Here is a 13,054-nt window from a genome sequence, read left to right on the forward strand (position 1 = left end):
GGCGAGGAGGCCGGGTTGGTACGACGCGAAGCTCAGGCGCTGACCTGATGTTGTCGCTGTTCATCGCGGTAATCGGGCTTGTCTTCCTCGCCCTCGGGCCGATCCGTTACACCGGCATGACCTTAGTGCTCACCCTGCTCACCACCCTCGGGATCACCGTGTTCGACATGAGTACCCACCAACCCACCAGCACCGACATCACCGGCTTCGCACTGGCGCTCATGCTCGGCGGGCCTGCCCTGCTTGTCAGAAGCGAGCGAGGAATGAGGGGCTGACTTCTACGTGTGATCCCCACGTAGGCGCGCGGGTTGCAGGCCTTGTCGGCTCTGTGCCGCGCGTGGCGAAATTCACTCCTCATCACATTTTGCCGCACATCGAGATGCTGGTACCTATTAAACAAGCTTGCTGAGCTCATTGAAGCGAGCTGTTCGGGACGCCCCGAAAAAATCTCGACCGTCGCACAACGACGATATGGAGCCATAACGCACAGCGGTTCGATTGAGGACTCGACACAACTGCACATCATCGGCGAGAGCCGGGCGAACAAAGAGAGGGATCCCACAGGCATGCTCGTCGTGATCGAGGAACCGAAATTCATGGCCTACCAAGGCCACATCGGCGACGCACCGCTGGTCGAACACGGCGCGTTAACGGTGTCGTTCGACTCCCGCGATGGCGAGCGCGGCACGCTGCGGCTCAGCGCCGAGGAATGCCGCGTGATTCTCCCCTACATACAGCGGCTGATCTCCTCGACCTGATATGAATACCGGCGAAGGGGTCGCCGTGCATGAGTTTGTAAGAACTGGCATTGTCCAATTTGCTCGCACGACAAGTTTTGTCACAAGGCGATGACAATCTCGATTCCTAATTGCGCGTCCGACGAGTGAGCGCACTGCGCGCCCGCTGGGTGGCCGATATCGGGTTCCGCACCGCCACCGATCGAGACGGCCTCGAGGCATTCAGCGGCCATCCGTCGGCGAAGAAGCCTAAACCGGGCTAGCCACAACGCAGTTCAGTTCCGGCTGAGGATGAACGCCTCGATGTGTCGGTCGCCGGCGCGCACTTCGTACTTGCGCCAGCCGGGGTACATCGTGATGCCCTTGGCCCAGATCTCACCGCGTTCGCCGGGACTGGCGAGGCGGGCAGTCGCCTGCCACGTGTCGCGGCCGATCGACACCGTGGCCTCCGGATGGGCCCTGAGGTTGTGGTACCAGGCCGGATGCTTCGCACCGCCGAAGTTGGACGCGATGAGGGCCACCCCGTCGGGGTGCGGGATCCCGTACAGCGCGACGGTGCGCGGCTCCCCCGATTTGGCGCCGATGGTGGTCAGTATCACCGCGGGAACCCCGGTCACGAGTCCGGCGAAGCTGCTCCTGCCCCCGGTGACCTTCGTGATCAGCCGGTCGAGGTGGTGCGCGGTCGGGCGCAGGAACGCCGCGCCCAGCGTCGTGGACCCGAAGCTGCGCATCAACCGATGGAACGCGTTGGCGTGGTCGAACGACAGGTCGGACATGGCGTCACGCCTTCTTGGTGCTGTCGACCTGGTCCTGGTCGTACCCGATGACGGGCGCCGAGTCGCCGTAGACGTCGAGAGTGTGGATGAAGCGGTGCAGCCCCATCACCCCGGCGCAGGTGAACCCCAGCTCGATGATCTGCGCGGCGGTGAAGTGCTCCCCCAGGCGCTTGTAGAACTTGTCGTCCATGGCGTGGTGGTCAGAGGAGAGCAGGTCGAGGAACTCGACGGCCATCTGCTCCTGGGGGGTGAGCGCGCCGTGGCCCGGCGCCAGCAGGCAGGCGACGTCCTCGTCGGTGATCGAGTCGTGCTTGCGCGACTGGCTGCACGGTTCGCATTCGCCGAGCTGGGCGCTGCGGATGCGCAGTAACTCCAGGATCCGGCCACCCAGCAGGGTGCCGGCCCCCAGCGTGGTCCTGGCCGCGTTGACCTGATCCAGCTGCGCGCTGCGATACGCGAAGATCTGCAGGGGCACCGGCGTCGCGTACAGACCGGCGGCGACACCGGCCTCGACGATTTCGCGGGAGTGGGCGCTGAGCTCTTCCATCGGGATTGGCGCGATACGCGGCATCGAATCAGGCTAACTTTTTTGTGCGTCGCCCAAAAGGAGAACTCGATGTCCAGACTTGCCGGAAAGGTCGCGATCGTCACCGGGGGCGCGGGCGGAATCGGCGCGGCGACGGCGCACGAATTGGCCCGTCAAGGCGCCGCCGTCGCGGTCGTCGACATCGACGAGACCAAGGCCGCCGGGGTCGCCGACGAGATCCGGCGAACCGGGGCGCTGGCACTCGCACTCGGCGGCGACCTCGCCGAGGAGGACACGGCGCGCCACGTGGTGCGGTCCACCGTCGCCGAGTTTGGCCGGGTCGACGTTCTGCACAACAACGCGGCGCTGACCGCGAGCGATTTCTTGTCGCGCGACACCACGGTGGCCGAGATGCCACTGGATGTGTGGCGACGGTCCTTGGACGTCAACCTCGGGAGTCAGCTGCTGATGTGCAAGTACGCGGTTCCCGAAATGCGAAGGGGCGGAGGCGGTTCCATCGTCAACATGTCCTCGGGGGCGGCACTGTCGGGTGATACGACCCGGCTGGCCTACGGCGTGTCGAAGTCCGGGGTGCACGCGCTGACGATGTACGTCGCGACCAGCGAGGGAAAGGGCGGCGTGCGGGCCAACACAATCGTGCCGGGACTGATCCTGACCGACGCGGTGCGCGCGCACCTCTCCGAGGACGTCATCGCCAACCTCGGTCGCGCGACGTTGACGCCTTATGTCGGGCACCCGAAAGACGTCGCCGACCTGGTGGTGTTCCTGGCATCGGAGCAGTCGCGCTACATCACCGGGCAAATGATTGCGATCGACGGAGGGATGTCGGCGCACGTCGGCCTCGATACCGGCGACTAGCCGCTCGCGGGACCCAGCACGTATGCGCCGGTGTCCGGGTGGTGATACCAGCCGCCGGCGGCATGGGTGCCGCCGTCGACGTGGATCGTCTGGCCGGTGATGTAGCTGGACATGTCGGAGGCGAGAAACACTGCTGCTCCTGCCATTTCGTCGACATGGCCGGCGCGGCCCATCGGCACCGTGAGGCCGAACCGCCGCTCGGAGCCGGGCGGCGCGATCTGCCTGATGCCCTCGGTCAGGGTGATGTCGGGCGCCAGCGCGTTGACCCGGATGCCGTGCGGCGCGAGCTCGAGCGCCGCGGTCTTCGTGTAGTTGATGACACCGGCCTTGGCCGCCGCATAGGTCGCGTAACCGGGCGCGGCACGCACGCCCTCGATCGAGGTGACGCTGATGATGCTGCCCGGCAGTTTCTGCTCGACGAGAATCCGCGCCACCCGCTGCGTGCACAGGTAGACGTGGCGCAGATTCGACTTGTACAGTGCGTCCCAACCGTTTTCACTGGTCTCGAGGATGCTCGACCAGAACACTCCGCCGGCGTTGTTGACCAGGATCGTCACCGTGCCGAGTTCGGCGGTCGTCTGCTGCAGCGCGGCGTCCACCGCCGCGCTGTCGCGGACGTCGACCACCAGGCCCAGCGCGCCGATCTCCGCGGCGGCGGAAGCGCACGAGTCGGCGTTGCGTTCCCAGATCGCCACGCGCGCGCCGAAGGCCTTCAACGCCGCCGCGATGCCGCGGCCGATGCCCGCGCCCCCGCCGGTGACAACCGCGACACGGTCGGTCAGAAGAACGCTGGAGGGATCGAGTGTCATGCAGCCGAATATAGAACAATGGCACGTCGCGGTTTACAGTCTTTACTGAACATGTTCGATATGTAATCAGCTGGGAGGCCGGCATGGCCAGCACCATCTTCGTCACCGGCGCGACCGGGCAGACCGGCGGCAACGTGTGCCTACAGCTGATCGAGCGGGGCGATCGCGTGCGGGCGCTGGTGCGCGATCCCGACGGGGCCGCGGCGCTGGCCGGGATCGGCGTGGAGCTGGTCGGGGGCGACATCACGGACGCCGACGACGTGCGTCGCGCGGCCAGGGGCGCCGAGGCGGCCATCCACTGCGCGGCGCTGCTGGGCGGCGCGAGCCAGGACCTGAACGACTTCAAGGCCGTCAACACGGTCGGCACCGCGAACGTCCTGGATGCGGCCAAGGCCCACGGCATGCGTCGGGTGGTCGCCCTGAGCACCGCCACGTTCCTCGACCTGAGCACCGGCGTCGACTTCGAGGAGGCGCCCGTGCTTCGGCACCCACCGGGCGACCCCTACACCGTCACCAAGCTCGCCGCCTTCCTCGACGCGCACGAGCGCGCCGCGGCGGGCGACGACGTGCTGACGTGCCACCCGGGCGCGATCTTCGGGCCCGGGGTGGTCGTCGAGCGCGCCTTGCACCGCACCAGCTTCAACCGGGTGCTGCTGGCCGGGATGCGCGGAAAGATCAAGCGTTATTTGGCTTTTCCGGTGACGTGGGTGGCCGGGGCCGACGTCGCGAAGGGCTCGATCGCCGCGCTGGACAACGGGGTGGCCGGTGAGCGCTACCTGTTGGTCGGCCGGCCCGAGGAGACCTTCAGCACCGCCGGCGGCATCAACCGCGCGTGTGAGATCGCCGGAATCGACCATCGCGTCGAGGATCTCGACTACCGCACCGATCCCGAGGCGTTGACCGCCGAATTCGGTCCCACCCTGATGGCCATCGCAGAAGCAGCGGCGAAGAGCGAGCGCAGACCCCGGGCGTCCGACAACCTGACCACCCGGCGCCTGGGCTATGCGCCCATGTCGTTCGATGACGGCCTGCGACTGCTGATCTCGTGGCTGCGCGAGCTCGGCAAACTGTAAGGGGGCACGGTGGTGGATCTGGCCGATCGGATCCTCGACGCGGCCCAGCGGCAGGTCTTCCGGGCTGGGGCGCGGAGGTTGTCACTGTCGGACGTGGCGGCCCGGGCCGGGGTGTCGCGGCCCACGATCTACCGCTACTTCGCCTCCAAGGAAGAGCTCATCGACGCGCTGGGGAAACGGGAGCGCCGGCGCTTCACCGCCGCGATGGACGACGCGATGGCCGGCGTCGCCGGGATCGCGCGGCTGCAGGCCGCCGTCGACGTCGTCGCGACCTTCGTCGAGGCCCAACCGCCCGGGCGGCTGCTGGACCTGGAGCCGACGTTCGCGCACCAACAGATGGCGCAGGCGCTGCCCATGCTCACCGAGGGGTTGGTGACGGTCTTGCAGCGCTGTGCCCGCGAGGGCGCCTTCGCCACGCCGGTGGAACCTCGCGATCTGGCCGGCGCCATCGCGCGAACGGCGTTGAGCCACTACATCTTTCCCGAAGCCGATCCCGCCGCGGCGCGCCGGCAGATCCGGGCCGCGGCCGGCCTTGCGGCTCAGTCGGGCTGAAGCTTCGTCACGTCACCGCTCGCGCAGCAGAAACAGGCCATAGGCGGCGATCGACTGCGCGTCGACGATCACCCCGGTGCGCATCATCTGTTCGACGTCCTCGCGGGAGAACCACGCGCTGCGCATGTCCTGCTCCTCGTGCTCGCGATCCGCCTCGCCCTCGACGATCCCGGTGGCCAGAAACACCCAGCCGCGCTGGCTGCTCATTCCGGCGGCGACATCGATGCGGCCCAGCGCCTCGAACGACGTCGCGCGCAGCCCCGTCTCCTCGCGCAGCTCCCGCTCGGCCAGCTGGGACGGCTCGGCGTCGACCAGATCCGGGGCGCTGCCCTGCGGGAACTCCCAGCGCCGCGCGCCGAGGGGATAGCGGAACTGCTCCACGAGCTTGAACCGGTTCCCGTCGTAGGGCATCACCAGCGCGTACGTCGGCTTGTCCACCACGGCGTAGATGCCGAGGCTGCCATCGGGGCGGCGGATGTCGTCCTCCCGGATCACCAGCCAGCGGTTGCGATAGATCTCGCGCGACGCGACGCGTTCGATGAAAGGCACCCCGCCAGTATCACGGCCGGCGATGGCGTCCGAAGCCCTGCCCTCCCGTGGAGTGCTGGGCGAGCCGGTGTTTCGGTGAGGTAAGCAAAGCGGCGCGAACTCGTGTCTTGCCGCGCCGACGGCAATAATGCACCAATGACCCGTGAAGACAGCGATTCACCGCGCTAGCATGCGACGGCACATCATCGTCAGCGGCGACGACGCACTCGCCACGACGATCATCGAGGAGCTGAACAACGCCGGCGTCAGTGTCGTCAAGCTCAACAGCCCCGCCGATCTCGTCCACGTCGAAGCCGATCGCGCGGTCGCCGTCGTGTGCGCCGGGGACGACGATGCGATAAACCTTGAAATCGCCTTGCTGGCAAGGAAAACCAACCCCCGCGTGCGCGTGGTGGCGCGTCTGGCCAATGACGTGCTCCGCGAGGCGGTGGCCGACCACAACGGCCCCGGTGCGATTCTCGACGTCGCCGACCTCGCGGCCCCGTCGGTCGTCGAGGCGTGCCTGGCCCACACCACGCACCCGTTCGAGGCGGCCGGCATCAAGTTCGTCGTCTCCGACGGCGAGGCTCCGCGCGACGGAACCCTGCGCGAGATCTACGGCGATCTGGCGCCTGTGGCGGTGATTCACGGCCCGAACTCCCCCATCCCCGGCGAGGTGGTGGCATGTCCCGGCCGCGACCAGCCGGTGCATGCCGGTGACTGGACCGCGATGATCGGGACGCCCGACGAGCTGGCCGGCCTGGGCATCAAGATCGCTCGGGCGACGCGCGTGCGCACCCGCCCGCCCCAGCTCCGGCGCGCGTTCGACGCGTTACGAACCCTGCGCAACGACGTCAACCCGATGTTCTACCGCGCGCTGGCCGCCGCGCTGGGCTTGCTGATCGGGTCGACGATCGTGTTGCGGTTCGCCTACCGGCCCCATCCGGGGATGACGTGGCTCGACGCCCTGTACTTCAGCACCGAGACGATCGCGACCGTCGGCTACGGCGACTTCAGCTTCCTGCACCAGCCCACCTGGTTGCGGCTGTTCAGCATCATGTTGATGTTCGCCGGGGTGATGACCACCGCGCTGCTGGTCGCTTTCATCGCCGACCTGCTGTTGTCGCGGCGCTTCGCCTACTCCGCCGGCCGCCGGCAGGCGCGCCATCTGCGCAACCACATCATCGTCGTCGGGCTGGGCTCGTTCGGCAGCCGCGTGGTCGCCGATCTGACCGCGGCCGGATACGACGTCGCGGTCATCGAACGGGACGAGAACAACCGCTTCCTCTCGACCGCGGCCGACCTCGAAGTGCCGGTGATCTTCGGGGACGCGACGCTGCGCCAGACCCTGGAGTCGGCCCGGGCCGAACACGCCCGCGCGATCGCGGTGCTGACCCAGGACGACATGGTCAACATCGAGACCGGCATCGTGCTGCGAGAAATGCTGGGGCCCAGGGTGATCCCCGAAGTCGTCCGGCCCGATGTGCCGATCGTGCTGCGCATCTTCGACCGGGCGCTCGGCACCGCCGTGTCGCAGCGGTTCGGCTTCGATCACGTCCGCTCGACCGTCGAACTGGCCGCGCCGTGGTTCATCGGCGCCGCCATGGGCCTGCAGGTGCTCGGGACGTTCTGGGTGGGGCAGCGCTCGTTCATGGTCGGCGGCATGCACGTGGCGGCCCACAGCGAACTCGACGGGCTGCGCATGTTCGAGTTGTCCACCCACACCCGGGTCATCGCGATCACCCGGGAGGACGCACCGGTCCAGCTGCACCCGCGCCGCGACGCGCGGCTGTGCGCCGGCGACACCGTCTACCTCGTCGGCCCCTACCGCGAGCTGCTGGCGACGCTGCGCAAGGGGCAGCCTCCCCAGCAGCCCGAGGTCGGCGGCGAGCGGGCGTCTGCCTAAAGCTGTGCCGAGAGCTGGGCCGCCACGTCGGCCGCGCGGCGCAGCTGGTCGGGGTCCGAACTCGTCGGGATGAGCTGAACCTCGTCGGTGCCGATGCCCTCGAACTTGCGTAGCACCGCCAGCAGCTCGTCCTCGCTGCCGGCCCAGCCGGTAATGGGCGCCATCGCATCGACATACTCGGCCGGTATCCAGTTCATGTAGCGCCGCAGGTGGCGATGCACCTGCGCGCGGGCCTGCTCGGGCGTCCCGAACGCGAACCAGAACGACGTCACCAGATGCGGTTTGGGCCTGCCGGCCCGCGCCCACGCCTCGCGCGCCACGTCGAACAGCTCGTTCTGCTTGGCGACGTCGAGGTCCAGCGTGGTGCCGGCCAGCCCGTCGGCCCAGGCCGCGGCGCTGCGGATCGTCTTGGGACCGATGCTGCCGACGAACAGCGGCGGACCACCGGCCTGGACCGGGGCCGGCCCGACGGGCAGGACGGACTCGGTGAGCTTTTCACCGGCCCACACCCGTCGCATCGCCGCCACCCGCTCGGCCATGCCGCGCATCGTCTGCGTCGACGGGTCGGCGCCCACGGCGTGATAGTCCTCCTGCCGGCCGCCGACGCCGATGCCCACCGTCAGCCGCCCGCCGCACAGCATGTCGCCGGTGGCCAGCGCCTTCGCCAGCATCACCGGGTCGTGCAGCTGCGGCACGATCACGGTCGTCAGCAGCCGCACCCGGCGGGTCCAGGCCGCCAGCGCGCCGAGCAGCGTCAGGTTGTCCGGGTTGTCGAACGCGATCCGCTCGCCCCAGCACAGCGACGAGAACGGTCCGTCGTCGATCGCGCGGGCCCAGTTCTCGAGCACCGCCGCGTCCAGGTCCGGCTCCATCACCGGCATGGTCATCGCTATCTGCACAGACGCGATTCTGGCAGCATGAGGTGGATGGGTTTCACCAGCACCTCCATCGCGCACGTCCGGCTGACCGTGACCGACATCGAGCGGTCCCGGCAGTTCTACGAGAGCGTCTTCGGCTGGCCGGTGTTGCTGGAGGTTCCCGAGAACGCCGACGAGGCCACCCGCAACCAGTTCGGCTTCCTGTTCGGCGGCGTCATCTACGACCTCGGCGGCACGCTGCTCGGCCTGCGGCCGGTCGCGACGGACCGGTTCGACGAGGATCGCTGCGGCCTGGACCACATCGCGTTCCGGGTCGGCAGCAAGGCCGAATTGGACGCCGCGGCGGCCCATCTCGACGAGGTCGGCGTGGGGCACGAGCCCGTCAAAGACATCGGGCCGTCGTACATTCTGGAATTCCGCGACCCGGACAACATCGCGCTGGAGCTGACGGCGCCGAAGTAGGGCCTGTCGTCTGCCCGCGAGGGTGCGCAAAATGACGGCCCGCACGGCGTGTCGCCGTACAAACACGCACCCTCGCGGCGAGGGGTAACGCTCGCGGGAGAGGTAGGGCTCGCCGAGGGGTAGAAGGGAACTATGGCGATCAGTTTCAACCACACCATCGTCGCCGCGCGCGACAAGCGGGAATCCGCGGAATTCCTCGCCGAATTGTTCGGCCTGCCCGACCCCAAACCGTTCGGCCACTTCATGGCGGTCGCGCTCGAGCACGGCGCCACCCTCGATTACGCCGACGCGCCCGAGGGCGAGGAGATCCGCCGCCAGCACTACGCGTTCCTGGTCTCCGAGGAGGACTTCGACGCCATCTACGGCAAGATCACCTCGCGCGGCCTGGAGCACTGGGCGGACCCGGGGGCCAACCGGCCCGGCGAGATCAACACCCGGGACGGCGGCCGCGGGGTCTACTTCCGGGATCCCTCGGGGCACGCCATGGAGATCCTGACGCGGCCCTACGGCTCGGGCGGCTAATCGCCGCGCCGTGAGCCGTGCCGCGCGTGCTCTTGGTCCCGGTAGTCGTCGGCCATCTGCGCGACGTGCTTGGGCAGCGCGCCGGCCGCGACGTCGGCCAGGGTGGTTTCTTCGAGGACCGAACGCATGCTGGCCCGCAGCGCACGCCAGACGTCGGCCAACGGCGCGGTGGGCCCGGAGTACGGGAGGTCACCCAGGCCGATGTCGCGGACGCTGGCCAGCGGGCCGTCGATGCAGCGCAGCACGTCGGCGATGCTGATCTCGCTTCCGGGGCGGGCCAGTTCGTACCCGCCCTCGCGGCCGCGGTGGCTGCGCACCAGGCGATCGGTGCGCAGGTTGGTGAGGATGTCGACGAGAAATTGCGGCGGTATGCCCTGGGCCTGCGCCAATTCGTCGGTCGTCACCAACGTGCCGGTGTCGACCGTCGCGAGCTGGACCATCGCCCGCACCGCGTACTCCGCCTTGGCCGACATCCGCATGTGAGGATTGTGCCATTGGCCGCCCGCGGCGCTTAGGGGCGCAACTCCAGCAGGTCGACGACCAGCTGCGCCTGCTCGTCGACGTCGCGGTCCGGCGTGAGCCGCAGATCCGGGTGCTCCGGTTGCTGATAGGGGCTGTCGATCCCGGTGAAGTTCGCGATCTCGCCCGCCCGCGCTTTGGCGTACAGCCCCTTGGGATCACGCTTCTCGCAGTCGTCGAGCGGGGTGTCGCAGAAGACCTCGAAAAAGTCCAGCCCGGCCTCGCCGTGGACCTTGCGCGCCAGTTCGCGATGCTCGGCCAGCGGGCTGATCGCCGGCACCAGCACGGTCTGACCGGAGTCGGCCAGCAGCGCCGCCACGTGCGCCAGCCGGCGCAGGTTCTCCGCGCGGTCGGCCATCGAGAAGCCCAGGTCGGCATTCAGGCCGTGCCGCAGGTTGTCCCCGTCGAGAACGTAAGCGGGAAAACCGCTTTCGAGCAGTTTGCGCTCGACCTCCATGGCCACGCTCGATTTGCCCGAGCCCGACAGGCCGGTGAACCAGATCGTCCTGCCCCGCGGCCGGGATCCCGCACCGACGAGCGACTTGTGCCGCACGGTGTTCGGGCTCGACGCCTGTGTCGAGACGTCCCGCAAGACCATGCCCGCGGCCACCGTGCCGTTGGTGTTCGGGTCGATCAGGATGAACGAGCCGGTGCTGGAGTTGCGGGTGTACTCGTCGAGCAGCAGCGGGACCTGGGTGCGCAGCGAGATGCGGCCAAGTTCGTTGAGCTGCAACGCCTCTGCGGCCTTGTCCCGGTGCAGGGTGTTGACGTCGAGCCGGTAGTCCAGGGCGGTGACCCGCGCGCGCGTGGTCCGGGTGGTGTGCTTGATCAGGTAGTCGCGGCCGGGCTCCAGCGCCGAATTGTCGGCCATCCAGCACACGGTCGCGTCGAAATCCTGTGCGACCCTGGGCTGGTTGTGGGTGCGGGCGATCATGTCGCCGCGCGAGATGTCGATGTCGTCGGCGAGGCTCACCGAGACCGCCATCGGCGGAAACGCTTCCTCCACAGGGCCATTCGGTCCCTCGATCGCCGTGATCCGGGTGGTCTTGCCGATCGGCAGCACGACCACCTCGTCGCCGGGGCGCATCACCCCACTGGCCACGGTGCCGGCGTAACTGCGGTGGTCCTGATGCTCGTGGGTGTGCGGCCGGATGACGTATTGCACCGGGAACCGCACGTCGACCAGGTTGCGGTCACCGGCGATGTAGACCTCTTCGAGGTGCGACAGCAGCGCCGGCCCCTCGTACCACGGCGCGTTGTCCGACTTGGTCACCACGTTGTCGCCGTTGAGGGCGGAGATCGGGATGGTGGCCACGTCCTGGACGTCGAGGCGCGCCGCAAAGGCGTGGAACTCGTCGCGGATCCAGTCGAATCTCTCTTTGTCCCAGTCGATCAGGTCCATCTTGTTGACGGCCAGCACGATGTGCTGGATGCCCAGCAGCGACGCCAGGAAGGCGTGCCGGCGGGACTGCTCCAGCAGGCCGTGGCGGGCGTCGACGAGCACGATCACCAGCTGGGCGGTCGACGCGCCGGTCACCATGTTGCGGGTGTACTGGATGTGGCCCGGGGTGTCGGCGATGATGAATTTTCGCTTGGGCGTGGCGAAGTAGCGGTAGGCGACGTCGATCGTGATGCCCTGCTCCCGCTCGGCCCGCAGGCCGTCGGTGACCAGCGCCAGGTCGGTGTAGTCGTGGCCGCGCTCCTTGGACGTCCGCTCCACCGACGCCCACTGGTCCTCCATCACGGCCTTGGAGTCGTAGAGCAGCCGTCCGATCAGGGTGGACTTGCCGTCGTCGACGGAGCCCGCGGTCGCCAGCCTCAATAACGTTGCCATCAGAAGTAGCCCTGTCGTTTCCGGTCTTCCATCCCGGCCTCCGAGATGCGGTCGTCGGCGCGGGTCGCGCCGCGCTCGGTCAGCCGGGACACCGCCGTCTCGGCGATGACCTCCGACACGGTGGAGGCCTCCGACTCCACGCATCCGGTGCAGGTGACGTCGCCGACGGTGCGGAACCGCACCGTCGCCTCGAACACCGGCTCGTCGGCGCGCGGCTGCATGTGCCGGTGCACCGCCAGCAGCATGCCGTCGCGGCGAAACACCTTGCGGCGGTGCGCGAAATAGATCGACGGCAGCTTGACCTTCTCGGCGCCGATGTAGGACCAGATGTCGAATTCGGTCCAGTTGGACAGCGGGAAGACGCGGATGTGCTCGCCCTTGTGGTGCCGGCCGTTGTAGAGGTTCCACAGCTCGGGCCGCTGGGCCTTGGGGTCCCACTGGCCGAACTCGTCGCGGAAGCTGAACACCCGCTCCTTGGCCCGCGCCTTCTCCTCGTCGCGGCGCGCCCCGCCGAACGCGGCGTCGAACTTGTTCTCCCGGATGGCGCGCAGCAGCGTCACGGTCTGGATCGGGTTGCGCGACGGGATCGTCTCGACGACGCGGCCCGCGTCGATGTCCTCCTGCACCGACGCCACCACGAGGCGCACCCCGGACTCGGCGACCAGCTCGTCGCGGGCGGCGATCACCTCGTCGAAGTTGTGGCCGGTGTCGACGTGCATCACCGGGAACGGCAGTCGCCCGGGGCGGAACGCCTTGAGCGCCAGGTGCAGCATGACGATCGAGTCCTTGCCGCCCGAGAACAGCAGCACCGGCCGCTCGAACTCCGCGGCCACCTCCCGGATGATGTGGATCGCCTCGGCCTCGAGCGAGCGCAGGTGGCTCAACTCGTATTGGCCGGCGGCGGGGGCCGCGTTCACAGCGCTGGTCATCGGCTACCTCGACTGTTTACTTGATAAAGCTGATCGATTTGACCATCTTTATGGTCATTGCCGTCTATGCAACCAGCCCACCCGGCCGGTGTCAATGACCTGCCGGGTATTTGCGGTGGCTTGC

16 protein-coding genes are annotated in these 13,054 nt (G+C 68.2%); 8 read left to right on the top strand and 8 right to left on the bottom strand.

Going from position 1 to position 13,054, the window contains the following annotated elements; translation table 11 throughout:
* Window positions 1–47: 47 nt before the first annotated feature.
* A complete protein-coding gene (locus tag A5705_RS21025; RefSeq protein ID WP_067882978.1) occupies window positions 48–275 on the top strand; it encodes a hypothetical protein in 228 nt (75 codons plus the stop codon).
* Between the two features lie 291 nt (window positions 276–566).
* Window positions 567–758, top strand: a complete 192-nt coding sequence (locus A5705_RS21030; RefSeq protein WP_067882977.1) for a hypothetical protein — start codon at window positions 567–569, stop codon at window positions 756–758.
* 254 nt (window positions 759–1,012) lie between these two features.
* Here A5705_RS21030 and A5705_RS21035 read toward each other — a convergent pair whose 3' ends face one another.
* Both A5705_RS21035 and A5705_RS21040 read right to left on the bottom strand, forming a co-directional pair.
* The gene (locus A5705_RS21035) at window positions 1,013–1,513 is read right to left on the bottom strand and encodes a nitroreductase family deazaflavin-dependent oxidoreductase (protein ID WP_067882976.1); all 501 of its coding nucleotides are present in this window, start codon (window positions 1,511–1,513) and stop codon (window positions 1,013–1,015) included.
* A 4-nt stretch (window positions 1,514–1,517) separates the two neighbouring features.
* Window positions 1,518–2,084, bottom strand: coding sequence for a carboxymuconolactone decarboxylase family protein (locus A5705_RS21040; RefSeq protein ID WP_067882975.1), 567 nt, complete (start codon window positions 2,082–2,084; stop codon window positions 1,518–1,520).
* A gap of 45 nt (window positions 2,085–2,129) precedes the next feature.
* Between A5705_RS21040 and A5705_RS21045 the strand changes: the two genes are divergently transcribed.
* Window positions 2,130–2,918 (top strand): SDR family NAD(P)-dependent oxidoreductase, encoded by a 789-nt coding sequence (locus tag A5705_RS21045; protein ID WP_067883016.1) that lies wholly within the window; start codon window positions 2,130–2,132, stop codon window positions 2,916–2,918.
* Here A5705_RS21045 and A5705_RS21050 read toward each other — a convergent pair.
* Window positions 2,915–3,727, bottom strand: coding sequence for an SDR family NAD(P)-dependent oxidoreductase (locus A5705_RS21050; protein ID WP_067882974.1), 813 nt, complete (start codon window positions 3,725–3,727; stop codon window positions 2,915–2,917). The genes A5705_RS21045 and A5705_RS21050 overlap by 4 nt on opposite strands.
* A gap of 83 nt (window positions 3,728–3,810) precedes the next feature.
* On the opposite strand from A5705_RS21050, the gene A5705_RS21055 reads away from it, so the two are divergent.
* Together A5705_RS21055 and A5705_RS21060 are read left to right on the top strand one after the other, a co-directional pair.
* Entirely contained in the window at window positions 3,811–4,800 is a 990-nt protein-coding gene (locus A5705_RS21055) for an NAD-dependent epimerase/dehydratase family protein (RefSeq protein ID WP_068279745.1), read from the top strand.
* Window positions 4,801–4,812: 12 nt separating this feature from the next.
* On the top strand, window positions 4,813–5,352 hold the full coding sequence (locus A5705_RS21060; RefSeq protein WP_231982532.1) for a TetR/AcrR family transcriptional regulator: 540 nt from the start codon (window positions 4,813–4,815) through the stop codon (window positions 5,350–5,352).
* A gap of 12 nt (window positions 5,353–5,364) precedes the next feature.
* Here the strand turns inward: A5705_RS21060 and A5705_RS21065 are convergent, their stop codons facing one another.
* Complete coding sequence (locus tag A5705_RS21065; RefSeq protein WP_067882971.1) at window positions 5,365–5,901, bottom strand: NUDIX hydrolase; 537 nt, start codon at window positions 5,899–5,901, stop codon at window positions 5,365–5,367.
* Window positions 5,902–6,070: 169 nt separating this feature from the next.
* Between A5705_RS21065 and A5705_RS21070 the strand changes: the two genes are divergently transcribed.
* Window positions 6,071–7,786, top strand: a complete 1,716-nt coding sequence (locus A5705_RS21070; protein ID WP_067882970.1) for an NAD-binding protein — start codon at window positions 6,071–6,073, stop codon at window positions 7,784–7,786.
* Here A5705_RS21070 and A5705_RS21075 read toward each other — a convergent pair.
* Window positions 7,783–8,673 (bottom strand): LLM class flavin-dependent oxidoreductase, encoded by an 891-nt coding sequence (locus A5705_RS21075; protein WP_068279750.1) that lies wholly within the window; start codon window positions 8,671–8,673, stop codon window positions 7,783–7,785. The two genes, A5705_RS21070 and A5705_RS21075, sit on opposite strands and share 4 nt — an antisense overlap.
* A 39-nt stretch (window positions 8,674–8,712) precedes the next feature.
* Here A5705_RS21075 and A5705_RS21080 point away from each other — a divergent pair, with 39 nt between their 5' ends.
* Together A5705_RS21080 and A5705_RS21085 are read left to right on the top strand one after the other, a co-directional pair.
* Entirely contained in the window at window positions 8,713–9,126 is a 414-nt protein-coding gene (locus tag A5705_RS21080) for a VOC family protein (protein ID WP_067883015.1), read from the top strand.
* 132 nt (window positions 9,127–9,258) lie between these two features.
* A complete protein-coding gene (locus tag A5705_RS21085; RefSeq protein WP_067882968.1) occupies window positions 9,259–9,648 on the top strand; it encodes a VOC family protein in 390 nt (129 codons plus the stop codon).
* Here the strand turns inward: A5705_RS21085 and A5705_RS21090 are convergent.
* The 3 genes from A5705_RS21090 to cysD are packed head-to-tail and all read right to left on the bottom strand — an operon-like array spanning window position 9,645 to window position 12,930.
* Window positions 9,645–10,127, bottom strand: a complete 483-nt coding sequence (locus A5705_RS21090; protein WP_068279753.1) for an RrF2 family transcriptional regulator — start codon at window positions 10,125–10,127, stop codon at window positions 9,645–9,647. The two genes, A5705_RS21085 and A5705_RS21090, sit on opposite strands and share 4 nt — an antisense overlap.
* Window positions 10,128–10,159: 32 nt before the next feature.
* Window positions 10,160–12,001 carry an adenylyl-sulfate kinase gene (cysC, locus tag A5705_RS21095; RefSeq protein ID WP_068279756.1) on the bottom strand — a complete coding sequence of 614 codons (1,842 nt, stop codon included), beginning with the start codon at window positions 11,999–12,001 and terminating at the stop codon, window positions 10,160–10,162.
* The gene (gene cysD / locus A5705_RS21100; RefSeq protein ID WP_067882965.1) at window positions 12,001–12,930 is read right to left on the bottom strand and encodes a sulfate adenylyltransferase subunit CysD; all 930 of its coding nucleotides are present in this window, start codon (window positions 12,928–12,930) and stop codon (window positions 12,001–12,003) included. Before cysD ends, cysC begins: the two co-directional genes overlap by 1 nt.
* Between the last annotated feature and the right edge of the window lie 124 nt (window positions 12,931–13,054).

The sequence above is a fragment of the Mycobacterium sp. E787 genome, from assembly GCF_001668725.1.
GTDB lineage: Bacteria > Actinomycetota > Actinomycetes > Mycobacteriales > Mycobacteriaceae > Mycobacterium.

Excerpts from the sequence above, each read along its gene's own strand:
- A5705_RS21025 (WP_067882978.1), top strand. The coding sequence starts at position 48 with ATGTTGTCGCTGTTCATCGCGGTAATCGGGCTTGTCTTCCTCGCCCTC.
- A5705_RS21030 (WP_067882977.1), top strand. The coding sequence starts at position 567 with ATGCTCGTCGTGATCGAGGAACCGAAATTCATGGCCTACCAAGGCCAC.
- A5705_RS21035 (WP_067882976.1), bottom strand. The coding sequence starts at position 1,513 with ATGTCCGACCTGTCGTTCGACCACGCCAACGCGTTCCATCGGTTGATG.
- A5705_RS21040 (WP_067882975.1), bottom strand. The coding sequence starts at position 2,084 with ATGCCGCGTATCGCGCCAATCCCGATGGAAGAGCTCAGCGCCCACTCC.
- A5705_RS21045 (WP_067883016.1), top strand. The coding sequence starts at position 2,130 with ATGTCCAGACTTGCCGGAAAGGTCGCGATCGTCACCGGGGGCGCGGGC.
- A5705_RS21050 (WP_067882974.1), bottom strand. The coding sequence starts at position 3,727 with ATGACACTCGATCCCTCCAGCGTTCTTCTGACCGACCGTGTCGCGGTT.
- A5705_RS21055 (WP_068279745.1), top strand. The coding sequence starts at position 3,811 with ATGGCCAGCACCATCTTCGTCACCGGCGCGACCGGGCAGACCGGCGGC.
- A5705_RS21070 (WP_067882970.1), top strand. The coding sequence starts at position 6,071 with ATGCGACGGCACATCATCGTCAGCGGCGACGACGCACTCGCCACGACG.
- A5705_RS21075 (WP_068279750.1), bottom strand. The coding sequence starts at position 8,673 with ATGACCATGCCGGTGATGGAGCCGGACCTGGACGCGGCGGTGCTCGAG.
- A5705_RS21080 (WP_067883015.1), top strand. The coding sequence starts at position 8,713 with ATGGGTTTCACCAGCACCTCCATCGCGCACGTCCGGCTGACCGTGACC.
- A5705_RS21085 (WP_067882968.1), top strand. The coding sequence starts at position 9,259 with ATGGCGATCAGTTTCAACCACACCATCGTCGCCGCGCGCGACAAGCGG.
- A5705_RS21090 (WP_068279753.1), bottom strand. The coding sequence starts at position 10,127 with ATGCGGATGTCGGCCAAGGCGGAGTACGCGGTGCGGGCGATGGTCCAG.
- cysC (WP_068279756.1), bottom strand. The coding sequence starts at position 12,001 with ATGGCAACGTTATTGAGGCTGGCGACCGCGGGCTCCGTCGACGACGGC.
- cysD (WP_067882965.1), bottom strand. The coding sequence starts at position 12,930 with ATGACCAGCGCTGTGAACGCGGCCCCCGCCGCCGGCCAATACGAGTTG.